This window comes from Pseudomonas sp. Bout1 (assembly GCF_034314165.1).
Classification (GTDB): domain Bacteria; phylum Pseudomonadota; class Gammaproteobacteria; order Pseudomonadales; family Pseudomonadaceae; genus Aquipseudomonas.
In genome coordinates this window covers 6,082,250-6,102,601 of sequence record NZ_JAVIWK010000001.1, presented here as the reverse complement: position 1 = coordinate 6,102,601, position 20,352 = coordinate 6,082,250, and the positions used below count along the sequence as shown (strand labels likewise).

At 59.4% G+C, this 20,352-nt stretch carries 24 protein-coding genes; 18 read left to right on the top strand and 6 right to left on the bottom strand.

Features of this window, described 5'->3' with window-relative positions; translation table 11 throughout:
• Positions 1–129: 129 nt before the first annotated feature.
• Both RGV33_RS28280 and RGV33_RS28275 read left to right on the top strand, forming a co-directional pair.
• Positions 130–618, top strand: coding sequence for a TIGR00645 family protein (locus RGV33_RS28280; RefSeq protein ID WP_076014015.1), 489 nt, complete (start codon positions 130–132; stop codon positions 616–618).
• Between the two features lie 113 nt (positions 619–731).
• Positions 732–1,349 (top strand): FKBP-type peptidyl-prolyl cis-trans isomerase, encoded by a 618-nt coding sequence (locus RGV33_RS28275; RefSeq protein ID WP_322147608.1) that lies wholly within the window; start codon positions 732–734, stop codon positions 1,347–1,349.
• Positions 1,350–1,497: 148 nt separating this feature from the next.
• Here the strand turns inward: RGV33_RS28275 and RGV33_RS28270 are convergent, their stop codons facing one another.
• From RGV33_RS28270 to RGV33_RS28260, 3 genes are all read right to left on the bottom strand, one after another.
• Complete coding sequence (locus RGV33_RS28270; protein WP_088425973.1) at positions 1,498–1,755, bottom strand: hypothetical protein; 258 nt, start codon at positions 1,753–1,755, stop codon at positions 1,498–1,500.
• 195 nt (positions 1,756–1,950) lie between these two features.
• Complete coding sequence (locus RGV33_RS28265) at positions 1,951–2,292, bottom strand: zinc ribbon domain-containing protein YjdM (RefSeq protein WP_003215858.1); 342 nt, start codon at positions 2,290–2,292, stop codon at positions 1,951–1,953.
• 246 nt (positions 2,293–2,538) lie between these two features.
• Positions 2,539–3,507 (bottom strand): polyprenyl synthetase family protein, encoded by a 969-nt coding sequence (locus tag RGV33_RS28260; protein ID WP_003215860.1) that lies wholly within the window; start codon positions 3,505–3,507, stop codon positions 2,539–2,541.
• Positions 3,508–3,906: 399 nt separating this feature from the next.
• On the opposite strand from RGV33_RS28260, the gene rplU reads away from it, so the two are divergent.
• From rplU to RGV33_RS28235, 5 genes are all read left to right on the top strand, one after another.
• Positions 3,907–4,221, top strand: coding sequence for a 50S ribosomal protein L21 (gene rplU / locus RGV33_RS28255; RefSeq protein WP_003176051.1), 315 nt, complete (start codon positions 3,907–3,909; stop codon positions 4,219–4,221).
• Between the two features lie 34 nt (positions 4,222–4,255).
• Positions 4,256–4,531, top strand: a complete 276-nt coding sequence (gene rpmA, locus RGV33_RS28250) for a 50S ribosomal protein L27 (RefSeq protein ID WP_003215862.1) — start codon at positions 4,256–4,258, stop codon at positions 4,529–4,531.
• Positions 4,532–4,725: 194 nt separating this feature from the next.
• Entirely contained in the window at positions 4,726–5,949 is a 1,224-nt protein-coding gene (cgtA, locus tag RGV33_RS28245; protein ID WP_076014014.1) for an Obg family GTPase CgtA, read from the top strand.
• Between the two features lie 237 nt (positions 5,950–6,186).
• On the top strand, positions 6,187–7,305 hold the full coding sequence (gene proB / locus RGV33_RS28240; protein WP_322148757.1) for a glutamate 5-kinase: 1,119 nt from the start codon (positions 6,187–6,189) through the stop codon (positions 7,303–7,305).
• Positions 7,306–7,322: 17 nt separating this feature from the next.
• Positions 7,323–7,787 (top strand): CreA family protein, encoded by a 465-nt coding sequence (locus RGV33_RS28235; RefSeq protein ID WP_008432835.1) that lies wholly within the window; start codon positions 7,323–7,325, stop codon positions 7,785–7,787.
• Between the two features lie 155 nt (positions 7,788–7,942).
• On the opposite strand, the gene rpsT is transcribed toward RGV33_RS28235, so the two are convergent.
• The gene (gene rpsT / locus RGV33_RS28230; protein WP_003215870.1) at positions 7,943–8,221 is read right to left on the bottom strand and encodes a 30S ribosomal protein S20; all 279 of its coding nucleotides are present in this window, start codon (positions 8,219–8,221) and stop codon (positions 7,943–7,945) included.
• A 254-nt stretch (positions 8,222–8,475) separates the two neighbouring features.
• On the opposite strand from rpsT, the gene murJ reads away from it, so the two are divergent.
• The 6 genes from murJ to ispH all read left to right on the top strand — a co-directional run bounded on the left by murJ (position 8,476) and on the right by ispH (position 16,015).
• The gene (murJ, locus tag RGV33_RS28225) at positions 8,476–10,014 is read left to right on the top strand and encodes a murein biosynthesis integral membrane protein MurJ (RefSeq protein WP_322147596.1); all 1,539 of its coding nucleotides are present in this window, start codon (positions 8,476–8,478) and stop codon (positions 10,012–10,014) included.
• 118 nt (positions 10,015–10,132) lie between these two features.
• Positions 10,133–11,071: a bifunctional riboflavin kinase/FAD synthetase gene (ribF, locus tag RGV33_RS28220; protein ID WP_076014011.1), complete on the top strand. Its 939-nt coding sequence runs from the start codon at positions 10,133–10,135 to the stop codon at positions 11,069–11,071.
• A 13-nt stretch (positions 11,072–11,084) separates the two neighbouring features.
• On the top strand, positions 11,085–13,916 hold the full coding sequence (gene ileS / locus RGV33_RS28215; protein ID WP_322147595.1) for an isoleucine--tRNA ligase: 2,832 nt from the start codon (positions 11,085–11,087) through the stop codon (positions 13,914–13,916).
• Entirely contained in the window at positions 13,909–14,418 is a 510-nt protein-coding gene (lspA, locus tag RGV33_RS28210; protein ID WP_322147594.1) for a signal peptidase II, read from the top strand. The genes ileS and lspA overlap by 8 nt, the downstream gene beginning before the upstream one ends.
• Positions 14,419–14,425: 7 nt before the next feature.
• Positions 14,426–14,863, top strand: a complete 438-nt coding sequence (gene fkpB, locus RGV33_RS28205) for an FKBP-type peptidyl-prolyl cis-trans isomerase (protein ID WP_003215879.1) — start codon at positions 14,426–14,428, stop codon at positions 14,861–14,863.
• A 204-nt stretch (positions 14,864–15,067) separates the two neighbouring features.
• A complete protein-coding gene (gene ispH / locus RGV33_RS28200; RefSeq protein WP_322147593.1) occupies positions 15,068–16,015 on the top strand; it encodes a 4-hydroxy-3-methylbut-2-enyl diphosphate reductase in 948 nt (315 codons plus the stop codon).
• Here the strand turns inward: ispH and RGV33_RS28195 are convergent.
• Positions 15,969–16,550, bottom strand: a complete 582-nt coding sequence (locus tag RGV33_RS28195) for a GspH/FimT family pseudopilin (RefSeq protein WP_322147592.1) — start codon at positions 16,548–16,550, stop codon at positions 15,969–15,971. The genes ispH and RGV33_RS28195 overlap by 47 nt on opposite strands.
• Positions 16,551–16,769: 219 nt before the next feature.
• Here RGV33_RS28195 and pilV point away from each other — a divergent pair, with 219 nt between their 5' ends.
• The 5 genes from pilV to thiO all read left to right on the top strand — a co-directional run bounded on the left by pilV (position 16,770) and on the right by thiO (position 20,068).
• Positions 16,770–17,246 carry a type IV pilus modification protein PilV gene (gene pilV / locus RGV33_RS28190; protein WP_322147591.1) on the top strand — a complete coding sequence of 159 codons (477 nt, stop codon included), beginning with the start codon at positions 16,770–16,772 and terminating at the stop codon, positions 17,244–17,246.
• Positions 17,243–17,950: a PilW family protein gene (locus RGV33_RS28185; protein WP_322147589.1), complete on the top strand. Its 708-nt coding sequence runs from the start codon at positions 17,243–17,245 to the stop codon at positions 17,948–17,950. Before pilV ends, RGV33_RS28185 begins: the two co-directional genes overlap by 4 nt.
• A 5-nt stretch (positions 17,951–17,955) precedes the next feature.
• Positions 17,956–18,483, top strand: coding sequence for a pilus assembly PilX family protein (locus tag RGV33_RS28180; protein WP_322147588.1), 528 nt, complete (start codon positions 17,956–17,958; stop codon positions 18,481–18,483).
• Between the two features lie 12 nt (positions 18,484–18,495).
• Positions 18,496–18,897 (top strand): type IV pilin protein, encoded by a 402-nt coding sequence (locus RGV33_RS28175; protein ID WP_322147587.1) that lies wholly within the window; start codon positions 18,496–18,498, stop codon positions 18,895–18,897.
• A 61-nt stretch (positions 18,898–18,958) separates the two neighbouring features.
• Entirely contained in the window at positions 18,959–20,068 is a 1,110-nt protein-coding gene (gene thiO / locus RGV33_RS28170) for a glycine oxidase ThiO (protein WP_322147586.1), read from the top strand.
• Here the strand turns inward: thiO and RGV33_RS28165 are convergent.
• Positions 20,055–20,288: a PP0621 family protein gene (locus tag RGV33_RS28165; RefSeq protein WP_322147585.1), complete on the bottom strand. Its 234-nt coding sequence runs from the start codon at positions 20,286–20,288 to the stop codon at positions 20,055–20,057. The genes thiO and RGV33_RS28165 overlap by 14 nt on opposite strands.
• Positions 20,289–20,352: the final 64 nt, after the last annotated feature.

Here is a 20,352-nt window from a genome sequence, read left to right as displayed (position 1 = left end):
TGATGAGCTCGACACTAGCAGAAAAATTCTTTTACAGATGCCGTCCAGATCAGTTTTCTCGACGGTTTCTGGGGTTTGGACGCGGCTGGTATACTCGGCGCCATTTTTAGCCAAGCTGTGTGAGATTCAATGGAACGCTTTATCGAAAACGCAATGTATGCCTCACGCTGGCTGTTGGCGCCGATCTATTTCGGGTTGTCCTTGGGGCTGCTGGCGCTGGGGTTGAAGTTCTTCCAGGAAGTGTTCCATGTGATTCCCATGGTGTTCTCCATGAGCGAGTCGGATGTGATCCTGGTGCTGCTGTCGTTGATCGACATGGCCCTGGTGGGCGGCCTGTTGGTGATGGTGATGATCAGCGGCTACGAGAACTTCGTTTCCCAGCTCGATATCGACGAAAGCAAAGAGAAGCTCAACTGGCTGGGGACCATGGATTCCTCGTCGCTGAAGATGAAAGTCGCAGCGTCGATCGTGGCGATTTCGTCGATCCATTTGCTGCGGGTCTTCATGGACGCCAAGAACGTCGACCCCGAGCACTTGAAGTGGTACGTGATTATTCACATGACCTTTGTCGTATCGGCGTTTGCCATGGGCTACCTGGACAAACTCACCAAGCATTAATTACCCCCTGGCGCTCTCCAGCGCCGGGCTCATCAAGGGCGGGGCTTGTGTGCTAGTCTGCTCGCCCTTTTAGTTTGGACGACACCCGTGTCGTCCTACAGCGGAGCCTTTCCATGTCCGAAGTTAATCTGTCCACCGACGAAACCCGCGTGAGCTACGGCATTGGCCGTCAGTTGGGCGACCAACTGCGCGACAACCCGCCACCGGGCGTGAGCCTGGACGCGATCCTGGCTGGCCTGACCGACGCTTTCGCCGGCAAGCCTAGCCGTGTGGACCAAGAGCAAATGGCCGCCAGCTTCAAGGTCATCCGCGAAATCATGCAAGCTGAAGCGGCTGCCAAGGCTGAAGCGGCTGCTGGCGAAGGCCTGGCTTTCCTGGCTGACAATGCCAAGCGTGATGGCATCACCACCCTGGCTTCCGGCCTGCAATTTGAAGTGCTGACTGCAGGTAGCGGCGCCAAGCCGACCCGTGAAGACCAGGTGCGTACCCACTACCACGGCACCCTGATCGACGGCACTGTGTTCGACAGCTCCTACGAGCGCGGCCAGCCTGCAGAATTCCCGGTTGGCGGCGTGATCGCCGGCTGGACCGAAGCCCTGCAACTGATGAATGCCGGCAGCAAATGGCGTCTGTACGTGCCGAGCGAACTGGCTTACGGCGCTCAAGGCGTTGGCAGCATCCCGCCGCACAGCGTTCTGGTGTTCGACGTCGAGCTGCTCGACGTTCTGTAACACCTGCTGACAGCTGCTCCTGGCTCTAGGTGGGAGCTGGCTTGCCGGCGATAGCATCACCTCGGTTTCAAGTTAAACCGAGTCGTTTGCATCGCGGGCAAGCCCGGCTCCCACATAGAGCCAGAGTTATTCAGGTTTTGCAGGTTGCTCATGGATGAAACTTGCCATTGAGATCCGTCACCGGGCGCAACGCCCGGGCATAGCAGAACAGAAACAGATTGCGCACCACTTCCTTCAATACCGAGGGTTCGCTGGAACTCAGGCCATTGACGTCCAGGTCGCCCTGATCCTGCAGTTCGCTTAACGCTTCTTCTTCCAGCACTGCGCAGACTTCCCCGGTTTCCCGATGGAGGATTCGCAGGTAAGGGTGTGGGCGGTCCAGCCAGGCATCGATCAAATAAGTCATGGGAACATCTCCTTGATGGGTTTCAATGAGAATAATTCTTATTCAAGGAATAGCAAGTGCCTATTGGCGATTTCCGGACTTTTCTGTGTGGATATTGTTTTTGATCAAAAGGCCTGGCCTTTTGCCGCCAGTGCGCAGTGGCGCGGGGAGGGTGAAGCGCCATCCCGTGCAGGGCACGAGATGGAGGCAGCTGGGTCAGACCTTGCGCACGAACTCGGACTTGAGTTTCATCGGGCCGATACCGTCGATCTTGCAGTCGATATCGTGGTCGCCATCGCACAGGCGGATGTTCTTGACCTTGGTGCCGACCTTGACCACCAGCGAGGTGCCTTTGACCTTGAGGTCCTTGATCACGGTGATGGTATCGCCGTCCTGCAGGACGTTGCCCACCGAGTCTTTCTTCACGGATTCATCGCTGGCCGCCTCGGCTTCGCCACCGACGGCCCATTCATGGGCGCATTCCGGGCAAATCAGCTGGGCGCCGTCTTCGTAGGTGTATTCGGAATTGCATTTCGGGCAGGGTGGCAACGTGCTCACTAAAGCTCCTTTGGTTTCAGGATGGCTAAAAAGCGCACATTATATAGGGTTTTAGCCGGGCAGGGGGCAGCAACGCCAGAGAACGCCGTGGGAGCTGGCTTGCCTGCGATACAGGCACCTCGGTTAGTCTGTTACACCGCGGTGACGCAATCGCAGGCAAGCCAGCTCCCACATGAAGCAGAGCAGAATCCAAGCTCCCACATAAAGCAGAGCAGAATCCCAGCTCCCACATGAAGCAGAGCAGAATCAGTGTGTGCGGGCGACCGCAAACTCACTCAGCTCAACCAGGGCATCCCGGTATTCGCTGGCTGGAAGGGCTTCCAGGCATTGGATGGCGCGAGCGACGTAGTCGCGGGCCAGTTGCGCGGTGTATTCAAGGGAGCCCGAGGCTTCCACGGCTTCACGGATGCTTTCGAGGTCTTCGATCCCGCCTTTCTGGATCGCCTTGCGCACCAGGGCGGCCTGTTCCGGCGTGCCTTCGCGCATGGTGTAGATCAGCGGCAAGGTCGGCTTGCCCTCGGCCAGGTCGTCACCGACGTTCTTGCCCAGGGTTTCGGCGTCGCCGCGATAGTCCAGCAGGTCGTCCACGAGCTGGAAGGCCACGCCCAGGTGATCGCCGAAGGTGCGCAGGGCTTCGCTCTGCTCAGGCGTCGCTTCGCACAGGGCCGCGGCGCTGTGGGTCGAGGCTTCGAAGAGCATCGCGGTTTTGCCGCGGATCACTTCCATGTAGGTTTCTTCGGTGGTGCTGGCGTCGCGCACCTTCGACAGCTGCAACACTTCGCCTTCGGCGATGATGCGCGTGGCCTGTGAAAGAATCTTCATCACCGGCATCGAGCCCAGCTCGACCATCATTTCGAACGAGCGCGAGTACAGGAAGTCGCCCACCAGCACGCTCGGCGCGTTGCCCCACATCGCGTTGGCCGTCTCGCGGCCACGGCGCATGCCGGACATGTCTACCACGTCGTCGTGCAGCAGGGTGGCGGTGTGCAAGAACTCGATGGTCGCGGCCAGCAGGCGCAGGTCATCGCCTTCGCGGCCCAGGGCCTTGCCACACAGCAACACTAATAAAGGACGCAGGCGTTTACCGCCGGCCGACGTAATGTAGTCGCCAATTTTGGAGACCAGCGGCACTTTAGAAGTCAGCTGCTTCTTGATGATGCCGTCGACGGCGCTAAAATCGTCCGCCACCGCGCGGTAGAAAGCTTGGGGTTGCATCAGCGACAGTCGCTCCAGAAGGGTTGCGCGGCATGCTAGGACCCACGCCCCGTAGTGTCAAGGCGCGGCCAGTCACCGTGAAAGCTACTGCGGGCTGGGAGCCTTCGGCTTTACGCACGCAATCCTGCGTCAAAAACAGGCTCGGAATGCTCATTTACAGCCAGTAAACTCCGCTTCCTCGCCTGTTTTTTCCTTGTCTTGCCTTCGCTCGCTACGCTTTCACGGCGACTGGCGGCTACTTGCAACACCTCCATAGCTTGCGTACAATCGCGCACCCTGAACTTCCTGGGCAGCACCTGCCTTACGCAATTGCATTCGGGACGTCCATCCCATGCAGCCATGCCAGCCAATACCTCTTCTTATAAAGCGCTGGGTGAGCAGGATTATCGGAGAAATACCATGTCGTACGCAGTAATTGTTACTGGTGGCAAGCAATACAAGGTCGCCCCAGGTGAATACCTGAAGATCGAGAAGCTGGAAATCGCTACTGGCGAATCCGTTACTTTTGATCGCGTTCTGTTGGTCGCCAATGGCGACGACGTGAACATCGGCGCTCCAGTTGTTGCAGGCGCTACCGTTGTGGCTGAAGTGATCTCCCAAGGTCGTCACGATAAAGTCCGCATCATCAAGTTCCGTCGTCGTAAGCACCACATGAAGCGTATGGGCCACCGCCAGTGGTACACCGAGATCAAAATCACCGGTATTCAGGCTTAATTTCAGCCTAATTCCTCACTAGGAGAATTGACTCATGGCACACAAAAAAGCTGGTGGTAGTACCCGTAACGGTCGCGACTCAGAAGCCAAACGCCTTGGCGTGAAGATGTATGGCGGCCAGGTTATCATTCCGGGCAACATCATCGTGCGTCAGCGCGGCACCCAATTCCACGCCGGTTACGGTGTTGGCATGGGTAAAGATCACACTCTGTTCGCTAAAATCGACGGCGTGATCAAGTTTGAAGTAAAAGGCGCTTTCAATCGCCGTTACGTGAGCATTGTCCCGAAGACTGAAGTCGTCGCGGCATAATTACGTAGTTGCTGGAAAAGCCCTGTCTCGCGACGGGGCTTTTTCGTTTGTGGGGTGAGTCTCTTGCAAAGCTGTTTGTGGTGGGCGAAGGCAGCTGGATTTGCGGTCGTTGATTGAGGTCGCTGCGCTCATTTTTGCAAGAGTCTTATGTCTTGGTTTCTTAAGCTCGTCCGTGCGGCGAGAGGCGTTTTGTTATGAAGTTCGTTGATGAAGTTTCGATCCGAGTAAAAGCTGGCGACGGCGGCAATGGTTGCATGAGTTTCCGTCGGGAAAAATTCATCGAAAACGGTGGCCCTAACGGTGGTGATGGTGGTGATGGCGGCTCGGTCTACATGATCGCCGACGAAAACCTCAACACCCTGGTGGATTACCGTTACACCCGGCACTTCGATGCCGAGCGTGGCTCCAACGGCGGCAGCACCGACTGCACCGGTAAAAAAGGCGAAGAGCTGGTGTTGCGGGTTCCGGTCGGCACTACCGTGATCGACTCCGCTACCCAGGAAATCATCGGTGACCTGACCAAGGCCGGTCAGCGCCTGCTGGTGGCTCATGGCGGCTGGCACGGTCTGGGCAACACCCGTTTCAAATCCAGTACCAACCGTGCGCCACGCCAGACCACGCCGGGCAAGCCTGGCGAGCAGCGTGACCTCAAGCTGGAAATGAAGGTGCTGGCTGACGTGGGTCTGCTGGGCCTGCCGAACGCTGGCAAAAGTACGTTCATTCGTTCAGTGTCTGCTGCCAAGCCGAAAGTTGCCGATTACCCGTTCACTACCCTGGTGCCAAACCTGGGCGTGGTCAGTGTCGACCGCTGGAAAAGCTTCGTGGTCGCGGACATTCCGGGCCTGATCGAAGGTGCTTCCGACGGCGCGGGCCTGGGGATTCGTTTCCTCAAGCACTTGTCCCGTACCCGTTTGCTGTTGCACCTCGTCGACATGGCGCCGCTGGATGACACCAGTGCGCCGGACGCCGCCGAAGTGATCGTCAGCGAGCTGACCAAGTTCAGCCCGTCCCTGGCTGAGCGTGATCGTTGGTTGGTGCTGAACAAGTGCGACCAGATCCTTGAGGAAGAGCACGAAGAGCGCGTCAAGGAAATCGTCGATCGCCTGGAATGGACCGGTCCGGTCTACGTGATCTCGGCCATTGCCAAAGAAGGCACCGAGCGCCTGACTCGCGACATCATGCGTTACCTGGAAGACCGTGCCGACCGCCTGGCGGCCGACCCTGTCTACAAGGCTGAGTTGGCCGAGTTGGATCAGCGCATCGAAGACGAAGCCCGTGCCCAGTTGCAGGCGCTGGATGACCAGCGTGCCCTGCGCCGCAGCGGCGTCAAGTCGGTCCATGACATCGGTGACGATGATTGGGACGAAGAAGATGTGGATGATGAAGATGGCCCGGAAATCATTTACGTGCGCGACTGATTGTGTAGGAGCAAGCTTGCTCGCGAAAGGCTCAAGCGCGACGCGTTAATTCGCAAAGCGTGCGTGTCGTTGGCGTTCTTCGCGAACAAGCTCGCTCTTGCAGGCGGTGTTATCATCGCCAAGCCAGTTCCCAAGGCGCCGCTCATTGAGCGGCGTTTTGGTGTCTGAAAAACGCAAATACGAATAATCGCACGGGTGGTGCTGGGTCGCGCCGCTCGCAAGCCAAGGTTGAAGATGATGCGGAGCAAGGTGACAGGTGCGCAGCGTTGGGTCGTTAAGATCGGTAGCGCGCTGCTGACGGCAGATGGCAAAGGGCTGGATCGTGCGGCCATGAGCGTCTGGGTGGACCAGATGGTGGCCTTGCATGAGGCTGGTGTCGAGTTGGTGTTGGTGTCGTCCGGGGCGGTTGCCGCGGGCATGAGCCGGCTCGGCTGGACCGCGCGACCCAGCGCGATGCACGAGCTGCAAGCCGCTGCCGCCATTGGTCAGATGGGCCTGGTGCAGGCCTGGGAATCCAGCTTTGCCGAGCATGGTCGCCATACGGCGCAGATTCTGCTGACCCATGACGACTTGTCCGACCGCAAGCGCTACCTGAACGCCCGCAGCACCTTGCGCGCGCTGGTCGAACTCAAAGTGATCCCGGTGATCAACGAGAACGACACCGTGGTGACCGACGAAATCCGCTTCGGCGACAACGACACCCTGGCGGCGCTGGTGGCGAACCTGGTTGAGGCTGACTTGCTGGTGATCCTCACGGATCGCGATGGCATGTTCGACGCCGACCCGCGAAACAACCCTGATGCCCAGCTGATTTACGAAGCGCGTGCCGATGACCCTGCGCTGGATGCGGTGGCTGGAAGTGTCGGTGGTGCTCTCGGGCGTGGCGGCATGCAGACCAAGCTGCGTGCGGCACGGCTGGCAGCGCGTTCTGGTGCGCATACCATCATCGTCGGCGGGCGAATCGAGCGGGTGCTGGATCGCCTCAAGGCGGGCGAGCGCATCGGTACGCTGCTGTCGCCTGAGCGCGGCATGCTGGCGGCGCGCAAGCAGTGGCTGGCGGGGCATCTTCAGACGCGCGGTACCCTGGTGCTGGATGCCGGGGCTGTATCGGCGTTGTCCCAGGGCAACAAAAGCCTGCTGCCGGTGGGCGTAAAGTTGGTCCAGGGCAGCTTCCGCCGTGGCGAGATGGTGGTGTGCGTGGCGCCGGACGGTCGTGAGATTGCCCGTGGCCTGGCCAACTACAGTGCCCTTGAGGCGCAGAAAATCATTGGGCAATCGTCTGATGCGATTGTCGGTCTGTTGGGTTACATGGCTGAACCGGAGCTGGTTCACCGGGATAACCTGATTCTGGTTTAAGCAAAAAGGATGTGTCGATGCGCGTAATGAAGGGATTGCTCGGTTTGCTGCTGGCGATGCCGTTGCTGGCGTCGGCCGAAGAGATTGGCCAGGTGTCGACGGTGTTCAAGTTTGTCGGCCCCAATGACCGGATTGTGGTCGAGGCCTTTGATGATCCGAAGGTGGATGGCGTGACTTGCTACCTGTCCCGCGCCAAGACGGGCGGGGTGAAGGGTGGCTTGGGCCTGGCAGAGGACCGTGCCGAGGCGTCGATTGCCTGTCGTCAGGTCGGCGCAATTCGCTTCAAGGGTGAGCTTAAGGATGGGGATGAGGTGTTCAAGGAGCGCACGTCCTTGGTATTCAAGACCATGCAGGTGGTGCGTTTCCTCGACAAGAAGCGCAACACGCTGGTGTATCTGGTCTATAGCGACCGCTTGATCGAAGGCAGTCCGCAGAATGCGGTGACGGCAATTCCGATCCTGCCGTGGCCTACCGCGCAATAAATCTTGCCGGTGGCGCAGTTCTGCTCTGTGTGGGAGCTGGCTTGTCTGCGATAGCATCGCCGGCAAGCCAGCTCCCACATTTGTTTGCGCTACCTGTAAAAATCGCAGGCAATAAAAAACCGACCCTGAGGTCGGTTTTTTAACAAGCTTATCGCTTAGGCTGCAGCAGCAAGGTTCAGAGCCTTGATGTGGCCATTCAGACGACCTTTATGGCGAGCAGCTTTGTTCTTGTGGATGATGCCTTTATCGGCCATACGGTCGATAACTGGCACGGCCAGAACGTAAGCAGCTTGAGCTTTTTCAGCGTCTTTTGCGTCAATGGCCTTAACTACATTCTTGATGTAGGTACGAACCATGGAACGCAGGCTGGCGTTGTGGCTGCGACGCTTCTCAGCCTGTTTTGCACGTTTTTTGGCGGAAGGTGTGTTGGCCACCGTCGAGCTCCTCGAAAGACTTTTTAGGAAATAGCAAACAAAATAGGCCGCGAATCATGCCGATGAGTTGAAGTCTTGTCAAGGGCGAGTGATGCGAACTGCTGAGTGGTCGATCTTAAGAAGCGGATGATTTATTTCCGGCGCTTGACCTGTAAACTCGCGAGCTTTGGCTCTGTGCTTGTTGCAGGCGCGGAGTATCGCATATGTGGGCCATTTGTTCGCCTGCTCTTTATCTATAGGCAAAAACTCTTTCAATGAATCTGCTCAAATCGTTGGCCGCTGTCAGCTCTATCACGATGATTTCCCGGGTTCTGGGGTTTGTGCGTGACACGCTGCTGGCACGTATTTTTGGCGCCAGCATGGCCACGGATGCCTTCTTTATTGCCTTTAAACTGCCAAACCTGCTGCGACGGATCTTTGCCGAGGGGGCTTTTTCCCAGGCTTTTGTGCCGATCCTGGCGGAGTACAAGGCCCAGCAAGGCGAGGAGGCGACCCGTACCTTTATTGCCTATGTTTCGGGTTTACTGACGTTGGTGCTGACGCTGGTGACCATCGCCGGGATGCTTGCCGCGCCCTGGGTGATATGGGCCACGGCCCCCGGTTTTGCCAATACGCCGGAAAAATTCGCCCTCACCACTGATCTGTTGCGGGTGACCTTTCCTTATATATTGCTGATTTCCCTGTCTTCCCTGGCCGGGGCGATCCTCAATACCTGGAACCGTTTCTCGGTGCCGGCGTTTGTGCCGACCCTGCTTAACGTCAGCATGATTATTTTTGCCTTGTTCCTCACGCCGTATTTCGATCCGCCCGTGATGGCCCTGGGCTGGGCGGTATTGGCCGGTGGCCTGGCACAATTGCTGTACCAGCTGCCGCACCTGAAGAAAATCGGCATGCTCGTGCTGCCGCGCCTCAACCTCAAGGACACCGGCGTCTGGCGGGTGATGCGCAATATGTTGCCGGCAATCCTTGGGGTTTCCGTCAGCCAGATCTCGCTGATCATCAACACCGCCTTTGCCTCATTGTTGGTATCGGGTTCGGTGTCGTGGATGTACTACGCCGACCGTCTGATGGAATTGCCATCTGGTGTGCTGGGTGTGGCGCTTGGCACCATCCTGCTGCCAACGCTGTCGCGCACTTACGCCAGTAAAGACCGCCACGAGTATTCGCGGATCCTCGATTGGGGCCTGCGGCTGTGCTTCGTGCTGGTGCTGCCGTGCGCCGTGGCCCTGGGGTTACTCGCCGAGCCGCTGACGGTTGCGCTGTTCCAGTACGGCCAGTTCACCGCGTTTGACGCCTCGATGACCCAGCGCGCGCTGATTGCCTACTCTGTTGGGCTGTTGGGCATTATCGTGATCAAGGTGCTGGCCCCGGGCTTTTATGCCCAACAAAACATTCGTACTCCGGTAAAAATCGCGATCTTCACCCTGGTGGTGACGCAGTTGCTCAACCTGGCGTTCATCGGCCCGCTGAAGCATGCCGGGCTGGCGCTGGCGATCAGCGTAGGTGCCTGCATCAACGCCGGGCTGCTGTTTTATCAACTACGTAAACAGAAAATGTTCCAGCCTCAGGCCGGTTGGGGCCCGTTCGCCATCAAACTGGTGGTGGCGGTTGGCGCGATGGCTGCAGTGTTGCTGGGCCTGATGCACTTCATGCCCGCCTGGGATCAAGGCCATATGCTGGAGCGCTTCATGCGCCTCGGTGCGTTGGTGGTCGCTGGCATAGTGGTGTACTTCGGCATGTTGCTGCTCATGGGCTTCCGTTTGCGGGATTTCAATCGCAAGTCGCTGAACTAGAGAGTTTTCGTCGATAAAACGGTTGTTTTATCGATTCGCGCAAATGGCCTGCGCTGTTGCCTGTCGTCCGGGGCCGGGTGTGGTTATAATCGACCACTTTATGAGCAAGAAGCGCGTTATGCAGCTGGTTCGAGGTCTCCACAACCTGCGCCCCCAGCATCGGGGCTGCGTCGCCACTATTGGCAACTTTGACGGTGTTCACCGTGGCCACCAGGCTATCCTGGCCCGCCTGCGTGAGCGTGCGGTTGAGTTGGGCGTGCCCAGCTGCGTGGTGATTTTTGAACCACAGCCGCGTGAGTTCTTTACCCCGGAGACGGCGCCGGCGCGTCTGGCCCGCCTGCGGGACAAGCTGCAATTGCTGGCTGAAGAAGGCGTCGACCGTGTGCTCTGCCTGGCTTTCAACCAGCGTTTGCGCAGCCTGAGTGCCGCCGAGTTCGTCGACCGTATCCTGGTGGATGGCCTGGGCGTGCAGCACCTGGAGGTCGGCGACGACTTCCGTTTCGGTTGCGACCGGGTAGGCGATTTCGATTTCCTGCAACAGGCCGGCGTCACCCAGGGCTTTACCGTCGAAGCCGCGCAAACCGTCGAACTGGACGGCCTGCGCGTGAGCAGTACCCAGGTACGTAACGCCCTGGCCGCTGCCGACTTCGCCTTGGCCGAGCGCTTGCTCGGCCGCCCGTTCCGGATTGCCGGGCGGGTCCTGCACGGCCAGAAGCTGGCGCGCCAACTGGGCACGCCAACCGCCAACGTGCAACTCAAGCGCCGTCGCGTGCCACTGACCGGGGTTTACCTGGTGAGTGTCGACATCGACGGCCAATCGTGGCCCGGAGTCGCCAACATAGGCGTCAGGCCCACGGTTGCAGGTGATGGCAAGGCCCACCTGGAAGTTCACCTTTTGGATTTTGCCGGTGATTTGTATGACCGGCGTTTGACGGTGGCTTTCCACCAAAAGCTGCGTGAAGAGCAGCGTTTCGCCTCCCTGGAGGCGTTGAAAACGGCGATCAATGCGGATGTCGCCGCCGCCCGTGCACTAGCCGCACCTAGCGCCCATCGCTAATGAAGAGCCTTAAATGACCGACTATAAAGCCACGCTAAACCTTCCGGACACCGCCTTCCCAATGAAGGCCGGCCTGCCACAGCGCGAACCGCAGATCCTGCAGCGCTGGGACAGTATTGGCCTGTACGGAAAGTTGCGCGAGATTGGCAAGGATCGTCCGAAATTCGTCCTGCACGACGGCCCTCCTTATGCCAACGGCACGATTCACATCGGTCATGCGCTGAACAAGATTCTGAAGGACATGATCATCCGCTCGAAAACCCTTTCGGGTTTTGACGCGCCGTATGTTCCGGGCTGGGACTGCCATGGCCTGCCGATCGAACACAAGGTCGAAGTGACCTACGGCAAGAACCTGGGCGCCGATAAAACCCGCGAACTGTGCCGTGCCTACGCCACCGAGCAGATCGAAGGGCAGAAGTCCGAATTCATCCGCCTGGGTGTGTTGGGCGACTGGGCCAACCCTTACAAGACCATGGACTTCAAGAACGAGGCCGGTGAAATCCGCGCCTTGGCCGAAATCGTCAAAGGCGGCTTCGTGTTCAAGGGTCTCAAGCCCGTGAACTGGTGTTTTGACTGCGGCTCGGCCCTGGCTGAAGCGGAAGTCGAATACGAAGAGAAAAAGTCCTCGACCATCGACGTGGCCTTCCCGATCGCCGACGAGGCCAAGCTGGCCCAGGCGTTTGGCCTGGCAAGCCTGAGCAAACCGGCCGCCATCGTGATCTGGACCACCACCCCGTGGACCATCCCGGCCAACCAGGCGTTGAACGTGCACCCGGAATTCACCTACGCCCTGGTGGACGTCGGTGACCGCCTGCTCGTGCTCGCTGAAGAAATGGTCGAAGCCTGCCTGGCGCGCTACGAGCTGCAAGGCTCGGTGATCGCCACCACGACCGGCACCGCGCTGGAGCTGATCAACTTCCGTCACCCGTTCTATGACCGTCTGTCGCCGGTGTACCTGGCTGACTACGTTGAGCTGGGTTCGGGCACCGGTGTGGTTCACTGCTCGCCTGCCTACGGCGTGGACGACTTTGTCATCTGCAAGAAGTACGGCCTGGTTAACGATGACATCATCAACCCGGTGCAGAGCAACGGCGTTTATGTGCCGTCGCTGGAGTTTTTTGGCGGCCAGTTCATCTTCAAGGCTGACCCGGCGATCATCGACAAGCTGCGTGAAGTCGGTGCACTGATGCAAACCGACACCATCAAGCACAGCTACATGCACTGCTGGCGTCACAAGTCCCCGCTGATCTACCGCGCCACCGCGCAGTGGTTTATCGGCATGGACAAAGAGCCGACCAGTGGCGCGACCCTGCGTAACCGCGCGATCAAAGCCATCGAAGAGACCAAGTTCGTCCCGGCCTGGGGCCAGGCGCGCCTGCACTCGATGATCGCCAACCGCCCGGACTGGTGCATCTCCCGGCAGCGCAACTGGGGCGTGCCGATCCCGTTTTTCCTGAACAAGGAAAGCGGCGAGCTGCACCCACGTACCGTCGAACTGATGGAAGTGGTTGCCCAGCGTGTTGAACAAGAAGGTATCGAAGCCTGGTTCAAGCTGGACGCCGCCGAGCTGCTGGGCGACGACGCGCCGCTGTACGACAAGATCAGCGACACCCTCGACGTGTGGTTCGACTCGGGCACCACCCATTGGCATGTGCTGCGTGGCTCGCACCCGATGGGTCACGAGACCGGTCCGCGTGCCGACCTGTACCTGGAAGGCTCCGACCAACACCGTGGCTGGTTCCACTCGTCGCTGCTGACAGGTTGCGCCATCGACAACCACGCGCCGTACCGCGAATTGCTGACCCACGGCTTCACCGTCGACGAGACGGGCCGCAAGATGTCCAAGTCGCTGAAAAACGTAATCGAGCCGAAAAAGATCAACGACACCTTGGGCGCCGACATCATGCGCCTGTGGGTAGCCTCGACCGATTACTCGGGCGAAATCGCCGTGTCGGACCAGATTCTGGCCCGCAGCGCCGATGCCTACCGTCGTATCCGTAATACCGCACGCTTCATGCTGTCGAACCTGACCGGTTTCAACCCGGCCACCGACATCCTGCCGGCTGAGGAAATGCTCGCCCTGGACCGTTGGGCCGTGGACCGTACCCTGTTGCTGCAGCGCGAGTTGCAAGAGCACTACGGCGAATACCGCTTCTGGAATGTCTACTCCAAGATCCACAACTTCTGCGTGCAGGAGCTGGGTGGTTTCTACCTCGACATCATCAAGGACCGCCAGTACACCACCGGCGCCAACAGCAAGGCCCGCCGTTCGGCGCAGACCGCGCTGTACCACATCTCTGAAGCGCTGGTGCGCTGGATCGCACCGATCCTGGCCTTCACTGCCGACGAACTGTGGGAATACCTGCCGGGCGAGCGTAACGAGTCCGTGATGCTCAACACCTGGTACGAAGGCCTGACCGAACTGCCGGCCGACTTTGAACTGGGCCGTGAGTACTGGGAAGGCGTGATGGCGGTCAAGGTTGCCGTGAACAAAGAGCTGGAAGTGCAGCGTGCGGCCAAGGCCGTGGGCGGTAACTTGCAGGCTGAAGTCACACTGTTTGCCGAGGAAGGCCTGACGGCCGACCTGGCCAAGTTGAGCAATGAACTGCGCTTCGTGCTGATCACCTCCACCGCCAGCCTGGCACCGTTTGCCCAGGCCCCTGCGGATGCCGTGGCCACCGAAGTACCGGGTCTCAAGCTCAAAGTGGTCAAGTCGGCCTTCGCCAAGTGCGCCCGTTGCTGGCACTGCCGTGAAGATGTCGGTGTGAACCCTGAGCACCCGGAAATTTGCGGTCGTTGCGTCGACAACATCACCGGCGCTGGCGAGGTTCGTCACTATGCCTGAAGCCAGTCGTTTTGGACGCCTGGGCTTGCTCGTGTTGAGCGTGCTGGTGCTGGTCATTGACCAACTCAGCAAAGCTCATTTCGAGGGCGCCTTGCAGATGTACCAGCAGATCGTGGTGATTCCCGACTACTTCAGCTGGACCCTGGCCTACAACACCGGCGCTGCGTTCAGCTTCCTGGCTGACAGCTCCGGCTGGCAGCGCTGGTTGTTTGCCCTGATCGCCGTGGTGGTCAGTGCCGTGCTGGTGGTGTGGCTCAAGCGCCTTGGGCGCGATGACACCTGGCTGGCGGTGGCGCTGGCCCTGGTGCTCGGTGGCGCGCTGGGTAACTTGTACGACCGCATCGCTCTGGGCCATGTGATCGACTTTATTCTGGTGCATTGGCAGAACCGCTGGTACTTCCCGGCGTTCAACTTTGCCGACAGCGCCATCACCGTCGGTGCAATCATGCTGGCGTTGGATATGTTCAAAAGTAAGAAAACCGGAGAGACCGTTCATGACTGAACAGGTATTGGCTGAACAACGCATCGGCCAGAACACGGAAGTCACCTTGCATTTCGCATTGCGCCTGGAGAATGGCGACACGGTCGACAGCACGTTCGACAAGGCTCCGGCGACCTTCAAGGTCGGCGACGGCAACCTGCTGCCGGGTTTTGAAGCAGCCCTGTTCGGTTTCAAGGCCGGCGACAAGCGCAACCTGCAGATCCTGCCGGAAAACGCCTTTGGCCAGCCCAACCCGCAAAATGTGCAGATCATCCCGCGTTCGCAGTTCCAGGACATGGAACTGTCGGAAGGCTTGTTGGTGATCTTCAACGATGCGGCGAATACCGAACTGCCGGGTGTGGTGAAAGCCTTTGATGACGCGCAAGTGACCATCGACTTCAACCACCCGTTGGCCGGGAAAACCTTGACCTTTGATGTTGAAATCATCGACGTTAAAGCGCTGTAATTAACGAAACCGGCCTACTGTAGGACTGAGCCTGTTGTGGCGAGGAAGCTTGCTCCCGCTGGAGTGCATAGCACTCCCAAACTGTTCATCGAGATACATCTGACGTGTCTTGATTGCCCAGATTGGGGCTGCTTCGCAGCCCAGCGGGAGCAAGCTCCCTCACCACACAAGCTCGCTCCTACAGGGCAAGACACGAGGCACAGCATGCAAATCAAACTCGCCAACCCCCGTGGCTTCTGCGCCGGCGTGGACCGGGCGATTGAAATCGTCAACCGCGCCCTGGAAGTCTTCGGGCCGCCGATTTATGTGCGCCATGAAGTCGTCCACAACAAATTCGTGGTCGAGGACCTGCGCAGTCGCGGTGCCATCTTCGTTGAGGAATTGGACCAGGTGCCGGACGACGTTATTGTCATCTTCAGCGCCCACGGTGTTTCCCAGGCGGTACGCACTGAAGCGGCAGGCCGTGGCCTGAAAGTGTTCGATGCCACCTGCCCGCTGGTGACCAAGGTGCATATCGAGGTCGCGCGCTACAGCCGTGACGGGCGTGAGTGCATCCTGATCGGCCACGCCGGTCACCCGGAAGTCGAAGGCACCATGGGCCAGTATGACGCCAGCAATGGCGGCGCGATCTACCTGGTGGAAGACGAAAAAGACGTCGCCGCCTTGCAGGTGCACAACCCTGAAAAGCTGGCCTTTGTTACCCAGACCACCTTGTCCATGGACGACACCAGCCGCGTCATCGATGCCCTGCGTACGCGTTTCCCGGCCATCGGCGGGCCGCGCAAGGACGACATCTGCTACGCCACGCAAAATCGCCAGGATGCGGTCAAACAGTTGGCCGACGAATGCGACGTGGTGCTGGTTGTGGGCAGCCCCAACAGCTCCAACTCCAACCGCCTGCGCGAACTGGCCGAGCGTATGGCCACTCCGGCGTACCTGATCGATGGTGCCGAAGACCTGCAGCGCAGCTGGTTCGACGGTGTCGAGCGCATCGGTATCACCGCGGGTGCCTCGGCCCCGGAAGTATTGGTGCGCGGCGTTATCCAGCAACTGCAGGCTTGGGGCGCCACCGGCGCTGATGAGCTGGCTGGCCGGGAAGAAAACATCACTTTCTCCATGCCCAAGGAGCTGCGGGTTCGCTCGCTGCTCTGAGCCCAAGCGTGCCGGCATAGCCCCGGCACAGCGCCTGCTCGGTCTTGTTGCTGCGCAGGCTGATGCGCCCGCTGGCGGCCAGTACTATCTGATACAGGCTCAGTTGCTGGTCCGTTGCACATACGTGAACGGTGCCGGCGCTGAATGCTCCTGCTGACAGCAGCGGTTCTCCCAGGCCGCTGAAGCGTATCTGGGTTCTGACTGGCGTATTCCCCACAATCGGTATCTGGCCGCTGTCCTGGTGTACCAGCAGCACCGGATTGTGGTCGTCCAGATGGCCGCGTCCGTTCAGGTCCAGTATCACCCTCCATCCCAGGCTCCAGTCATCGTCCAGTGCATGGATGACCACCGTGCGGTTGCGTGCGATAGCTTCTGTGCGGGCGTAACGTACCCCGCCAGCGAGGGATTCGGCGGCGCTCTGGCGTCGTTGCGACTCAAGCAACCCCTTCAAGCTGGGCACTGCCAGATTGGCCAGGATGCCACTCAGGAACAGGCCCAGTATCAGTTCAATCAGCGAGAAACCCCTTTGTTTCATGTGCCGTCCCTCCGTGGACGCGGTGTGCTTTTTCAGTGGGTGCCGGGTGGCAGACATAGTTATAGCGCCCAGGCTGATGCGTCGAATGGTGGCCATCCTGTCCAAAGTATTTCGCTTTGTTCCGGGGTGCAGCGCTCGGGCAAGACCGGCGCTAGTCTTGCGTTGCTTGGCAGATTTCCCGCTGCTTTTTGATGACCCTCGACATGGATGACGATGGTAATGAACGCTTGCCCCCTAACGATTCGCCCTCAACTGACCCAAGCCGGGATGACCCTGATCGAGGTCCTGGTCTCTGTGCTGATCCTGGCAGTCGGCCTGCTGGGCGCGGCGGTGATTCAGCTCAATGCGCTGAAATACGCCGACAGTTCCAGGATGACCAGTCAGGCCAGTTTCATTGCGTACGACATGCTCGACCGGATTCGCGCCAACTCTGGCGTGGATTACTCATGGGGGCAGAATGAGCGCGCGTCTTCCGGCACTTCGGTTGCAAGTGTGCGTGACCTGGACCTGCACGACTTCGAAGCCAACATCGCAGGGTTTGCCGGGGAAAGTGCCAAGGGGTCGGTTTCGGTCAGTCAGCGAGAGGTGACCATCAGCATCAGCTGGGATGACTCCCGTGGAGCGAAGGCTCAAGGCGCCCGGGAAACGTTCACCCTGACCAGCCGGGTTGCCGTCGATCCGAGGGTGTTGCCATGAAAGCGCCTGATCGGGGTTTCAGCCTGGTGGAGATGCTGCTGGCATTGGCCCTCGGCCTGGTGCTGATCATGGGCGTGACCCAGATTGCGCTCAGTTCCCGAATCACCTATGCCAGTCAGAACGCGGCTTCGCTGTTGCAGGATGATGCACGGTTTGTGCTGGGCAAGCTGATTCAGGAGATACGCCAGGTGGGTATGTTTGGTTGCCTGGCCACTGCCTCAATCAGTAATGCCCCCGTGGAGTTTGATCGTCCCATCGGCTGGAGTGCCATGGGCGGCTCCCGGTCCCTGACACTCATAACCGCTGACGTGGGCGAGGGCGGCAGCAAGCCTGACTGGGCGGTGCTTTCCGATTGCACCGGTACTGCCCACGCCTACGCGGGCGGCCCGCCAACACCGGCGCCCGGGCAAGTGCGCTTGCCACTGCGCAAGCTGACTTACACCTTTGAGGGTGATCAGTTGAAGTTCAGCACACTGGCGGCCCCGAGCAGGGCGGTGCTCGTGGATAACGTTGCGGCATTCGACATCAGCTTCGGCGTGGCCGACAAGCAGGGCTCAACGGTTGTCACCCGATATGACCCCAGCCCCGGCGATGAGTCGTTGATACGCAGCGTACGGATTCTACTGACACTTCAGGATCCAAAAGGGTTGGTTAAAGACCAGACCTACAGTGTTGTAGCGGCGCTGCGCAATCGTCTGGAGTAGCACCCATGGGTTATTACCCCTCTCGTTCAAGTCAGGCAGGCATGGTGTTGCTGATCAGTCTGGTGTTCCTGCTGCTGTTGGCGCTTCTCGGGCTGGCTTCGATGCGCGGAGCAATTTCGCAAGAAAAAATTACTGGCAGCACCCGGCAGCGCAACCAGTCGTTTCAGGTGGCCGAAAGCGGCCTAAGGCTCGGCGAGTCTGTGGTACAGGCGCCTGGGTTTGCGCGGCTTCCCTGCCGCTCGACTGCCGCGTGCGCGCCACCTGCCGAGTCGGTTTCGGTGGTTGGGCCTGGAACGAACCCCGTCTCTACGGTCACCTGGGTCGGGATGAAAAATGGCCTCTACGGTATTCAAAATCTGGGGCAGGCCAAGGGGCTCGCCCATCTTCCGGCAGAAACCCAGGCAAACCTTTATCGCGTGACCTCGGTGGGAGTCAGTGGCCACTCGCGTTCCGTCCTGGAGTCTGTGTATGCGCGAGTGGGCAGCGGACCCGGTGAGCGTTTTCGACGAATCATGTGGCGGCAACTTCAATAGGTGAGCAGCACGATGGGCAAGGATTGCACTGGTTTCACCCTGATCGAATTATTGATCGCCGTGGCGATCGTCGGGCTCCTGGCGGGCGTCGCCTATCCCGGATATACCAGCCATATGAAAAAGGTCTATCGCGCGCAAATCGCCGGGTTGCTGACCGAACAAGCCCAGCAGCTTGAGCGTTATTACGCGAGGAACGGCACTTTTATTGATGCGACTGGCGTCATCGCCGGCAATGATCGCTATAGAATCACTGCTGCATTGAACCCTCAGGATTTCGCTCTGCTTGCCACGCCTGCAAGTGACTCGGTGATGGAAGGTGATTCCTGTGCCGCCTTCAGCCTGAGCAGTACCGGCTTACGAAGCAATCCGGGAGCCGCGCCTGAAACGTCGCGCACGGCGTGCTGGGGGCAATGATGGCGACGCTGCATGATTGGGCGCCGGGCGTGCCTTTTTCTTTTATCGGCTGGATCGAACAATGGCTAAACAACAGCAAATAGTGGTTGTGGGTGGTGGGGTAATCGGATTGTTGACGGCGTTCAATCTGGCATCCCAAGGGCAGTCGGTTGTACTGCTGGACCGCTCGGCGGTCGGGCAGGAGTCTTCCTGGGCAGGTGGCGGCATTGTTTCGCCACTGTACCCGTGGCGTTACAGCCCTGCGGTGACTGCATTGGCGCATTGGTCCCAGGACTTCTACCCGCAACTGGCTGAACGTTTGTTCGCGGCTACCGGCGTCGATCCGGAAGTTCACACCACCGGCCTGTATTGGCTGGACCTGGAAGATGAAACCGAGGCGCTCGCCTGGGCCGCCCGTGAAAGGCGCCCGTTAAGCAAGGTGGATGTATCAGCTGCCCATGATGCTGTGCCGGTCCTGGGGGCCGGGTTTTCCCAGGCGATCTACATGGCGGATGTGGCCAATGTGCGCAATCCAAGGCTGGTCAAATCCCTCAAGGCAGCCTTGCTGGCCCTGCCAGGCGTGACGATTCACGAACAATGCGCGGTTGAGGGCTTTATTCAGGAGGGCGGTAAAGTTGTCGGGGTGAATACCGCACTCGGGCCGATACGTGGCGATCACGTAGTACTTGCGGCCGGTGCCTGGAGCGGTGAGCTGCTGGGTAGCCTGGGGTTGGCGTTGCCCGTGGAACCGGTCAAGGGGCAGATGATCCTGTACAAATGCGCGTCGGACTTTTTGTCATGCATGGTCCTGGCCAAGGGCCGCTATGCAATTCCCCGGCGCGATGGGCACATTCTGATCGGCAGCACGCTGGAGCATGAAGGCTTCGACAAGACGCCCACCGATTCCGCGCTGGCAAGCTTGAAAGCCTCTGCCGTGGAGTTGATTCCGGCCCTGGCCGATGCTGAAGTGGTGGGGCATTGGGCTGGCTTGCGGCCCGGGTCGCCAGAAGGCATTCCCTATATCGGCAAGGTGCCCGGGTTTGAAGGGCTGTGGCTCAACTGCGGGCATTACCGCAACGGCCTGGTACTGGCGCCGGCGTCCTGCCAGTTGTTTGCCGATTTGTTGCTGGAGCGTGAGCCGATCATTGACCCGGCGCCTTACGCACCCGCAGGCCGAATCAACGCTGGATAGACTTCGGGCCCTGCTCAAGATGCGCCTGGGTGCAATACCAGTCCTGGCGTTGGCTCAAGGCCCGATCCTGCGGCAGGTGAAGGCCACAGTGGGCGCAACGAACCATCTGGATAGTGCCGGGTTCGCTGGGCCGTTGCTGTTTGGCGGCCGGGCTTTTGAATTTGCGCCAAAACCATACCGCGGCGGCAATAACGGCAATCCAGAACAGTAGACGAACCATGGTGGGCAGCTTCTCGACAAGGAATTCGGCAGTTTAGCCAAGGACGTGACACGCGCACAGCGGA

Coding starts and splice junctions, on each gene's coding strand:
- pilV (WP_322147591.1), top strand. CDS start 16,770: ATGAACGCTTGCCCCCTAACGATTCGCCCTCAACTGACCCAAGCCGGG.
- ileS (WP_322147595.1), top strand. CDS start 11,085: ATGACCGACTATAAAGCCACGCTAAACCTTCCGGACACCGCCTTCCCA.
- RGV33_RS28275 (WP_322147608.1), top strand. CDS start 732: ATGTCCGAAGTTAATCTGTCCACCGACGAAACCCGCGTGAGCTACGGC.
- rpmA (WP_003215862.1), top strand. CDS start 4,256: ATGGCACACAAAAAAGCTGGTGGTAGTACCCGTAACGGTCGCGACTCA.
- RGV33_RS28165 (WP_322147585.1), bottom strand. CDS start 20,288: ATGGTTCGTCTACTGTTCTGGATTGCCGTTATTGCCGCCGCGGTATGG.
- RGV33_RS28280 (WP_076014015.1), top strand. CDS start 130: ATGGAACGCTTTATCGAAAACGCAATGTATGCCTCACGCTGGCTGTTG.
- murJ (WP_322147596.1), top strand. CDS start 8,476: ATGAATCTGCTCAAATCGTTGGCCGCTGTCAGCTCTATCACGATGATT.
- rplU (WP_003176051.1), top strand. CDS start 3,907: ATGTCGTACGCAGTAATTGTTACTGGTGGCAAGCAATACAAGGTCGCC.
- lspA (WP_322147594.1), top strand. CDS start 13,909: ATGCCTGAAGCCAGTCGTTTTGGACGCCTGGGCTTGCTCGTGTTGAGC.
- thiO (WP_322147586.1), top strand. CDS start 18,959: ATGGCTAAACAACAGCAAATAGTGGTTGTGGGTGGTGGGGTAATCGGA.
- cgtA (WP_076014014.1), top strand. CDS start 4,726: ATGAAGTTCGTTGATGAAGTTTCGATCCGAGTAAAAGCTGGCGACGGC.
- ribF (WP_076014011.1), top strand. CDS start 10,133: ATGCAGCTGGTTCGAGGTCTCCACAACCTGCGCCCCCAGCATCGGGGC.
- proB (WP_322148757.1), top strand. CDS start 6,187: ATGCGGAGCAAGGTGACAGGTGCGCAGCGTTGGGTCGTTAAGATCGGT.
- RGV33_RS28185 (WP_322147589.1), top strand. CDS start 17,243: ATGAAAGCGCCTGATCGGGGTTTCAGCCTGGTGGAGATGCTGCTGGCA.
- RGV33_RS28195 (WP_322147592.1), bottom strand. CDS start 16,550: ATGAAACAAAGGGGTTTCTCGCTGATTGAACTGATACTGGGCCTGTTC.
- RGV33_RS28180 (WP_322147588.1), top strand. CDS start 17,956: ATGGGTTATTACCCCTCTCGTTCAAGTCAGGCAGGCATGGTGTTGCTG.
- RGV33_RS28235 (WP_008432835.1), top strand. CDS start 7,323: ATGCGCGTAATGAAGGGATTGCTCGGTTTGCTGCTGGCGATGCCGTTG.
- RGV33_RS28175 (WP_322147587.1), top strand. CDS start 18,496: ATGGGCAAGGATTGCACTGGTTTCACCCTGATCGAATTATTGATCGCC.
- RGV33_RS28260 (WP_003215860.1), bottom strand. CDS start 3,507: ATGCAACCCCAAGCTTTCTACCGCGCGGTGGCGGACGATTTTAGCGCC.
- ispH (WP_322147593.1), top strand. CDS start 15,068: ATGCAAATCAAACTCGCCAACCCCCGTGGCTTCTGCGCCGGCGTGGAC.
- RGV33_RS28270 (WP_088425973.1), bottom strand. CDS start 1,755: ATGACTTATTTGATCGATGCCTGGCTGGACCGCCCACACCCTTACCTG.